Source organism: Nocardia sp. NPDC058640 (assembly GCF_042716995.1).
Taxonomy (GTDB): domain Bacteria; phylum Actinomycetota; class Actinomycetes; order Mycobacteriales; family Mycobacteriaceae; genus Nocardia.
Genome location: NZ_JBHXRG010000004.1, coordinates 35,977 through 37,632 on the forward strand (window position 1 = coordinate 35,977; position 1,656 = coordinate 37,632).

Sequence of the window (1,656 nt, forward strand, 5' to 3'; positions counted from 1 at the left end):
AGCGCATTTATCAGCACGACCTTTGCTGGGTACTCCTTGCAATGGGGCTGCGGTGTGGGGCGCGCATTCCGCGCGCCCCACACCTGTTCGGGCGACTTACTTGAGGCCCTTGGCCCACTCGTAGGACTTCAGGTACGGGTCCGGGGTGATGGCCTTGCCGGAATCCCAGACGGTGTAGATCAGGCCGTCGGGGCGGATCTCGCCGATGCGGGCGGTCTTGGTGATGTGGTGGTTGGCGCCGTCGATGGTGACGGTGCCCTCGGGGGCGTCGAAGCTCACGCCGTTGGCAGCGGCCTGAATGTCGGCCACGGCGAACGACTTCGCCTTCTCGACGGTGTTCTTCCACAGGTACACCGAGGCGTACGCGGCTTCCATCGGGTCCGAGGTGGGCTTGTCGGCGCCGAAGGCGGCCTTGTAGTCAGCGACGAACTTCTTGTTCGCCGGGGAATCGACGGTCTGGTAGTAGTTCCAGGCGGTCAGCTGGCCCGCGATGTTCTGCGCGCCGATACCGGCGACCTCCTCCTCGGCGATCGACACCGAAACCACCGGCATCTCAGCGGCTTTCAGGCCCGCATTGGTGTACTCGCGGAAGAAGGCGACGTTGGAGTCACCGTTGAGGGTGTTGAACACCGCGCCCGCCTTGGCAGCGCGCACCTTGTTGACGATGGTGGAGAAGTCGGTGGAGCCGAGCGGGGTGTAGTCCTCACCCTTGATCTCGATGCCGTTGGCCGCGGCGTACGCCTTGATCTCGCGGTTGGCGGTCTGCGGGAAGACGTAGTCCGAACCCACCAGGTAGAGGGACGTGATGCCCTTCTGCTTCAGGTAGTCCAGCGCGGGGATGATCTGCTGGTTGGTGGTGGCGCCGGTGTAGAAGATGTTCTTGGAATCTTCCAGGCCCTCGTACTGCACGGGGTAGTACAGCAGCGAGTTCAGGCTCTCGAACTTCGGCTTCATCGCCTTACGGCTCGACGAGGTCCAACCACCGAAAACCGCTGCGACACAGTCGGAGCTGATCAGCTTCTCCGCCTTCTCGGCGAAGGTCTTCGGGTCCGAGGCGCCGTCTTCGAGCACGATCTCGATCTTCTTGCCGTTGACCCCGCCCGCGGCGTTGATCTGGTCGATGGCCAGCTTGGTCGAATTGGCCACGGTTACTTCGGAGATGGCCATGGTGCCCGACAGTGAGTGCAGCGAGCCCACCTTGATGGTGTCCTTGGTGGTGTCGACACACGACGCGGCGGTCGAACCGGTCGACGCGTCGTCGCGCGCACCACAGCCGGTGAGTAGCAGGCCGGCGACGGCCACCGCGGCAGACACCGAAAGTGCCTTGACCAAACGGGTTTCAGACATGGGGCGTTCTCCTCATCAGGTGTAACGACGGCGCGCCACACGCGCCACCACGAACACCACCGCTGCCTGGGCGTACACCGAGTTGTATACAGCGGCTGTATTCGTGAGCCGAACCCTAAACCGAAGATGTTGCCCCAGAATGTCTCCCGATCACACGCCCGTTTCGTCTGTTTCATCCGTGTGAATTGTTCAAAAAGCGGCGGGCGGCCCGCGTGTGGGGCGGCCGCCGGGTAGGTGATGTGGAGTAGGTGTGCCGGGAGCCCATGTTGCTAGTGGGGGTGTACGCACGCCCGGAGGGGCCATCGGTGT

1 protein-coding gene is annotated in these 1,656 nt (G+C 63.4%); it reads right to left on the reverse strand.

Features of this window, described 5'->3' with window-relative positions; all coding sequences use genetic code 11:
- Window positions 1–96 precede the first annotated feature (96 nt).
- A complete protein-coding gene (gene urtA, locus ACFWU5_RS08125; RefSeq protein WP_379266569.1) occupies window positions 97–1,347 on the reverse strand; it encodes an urea ABC transporter substrate-binding protein in 1,251 nt (416 codons plus the stop codon).
- Between the last annotated feature and the right edge of the window lie 309 nt (window positions 1,348–1,656).

Excerpts from the sequence above, each read along its gene's own strand:
- urtA (WP_379266569.1), bottom strand. The coding sequence starts at position 1,347 with ATGTCTGAAACCCGTTTGGTCAAGGCACTTTCGGTGTCTGCCGCGGTG.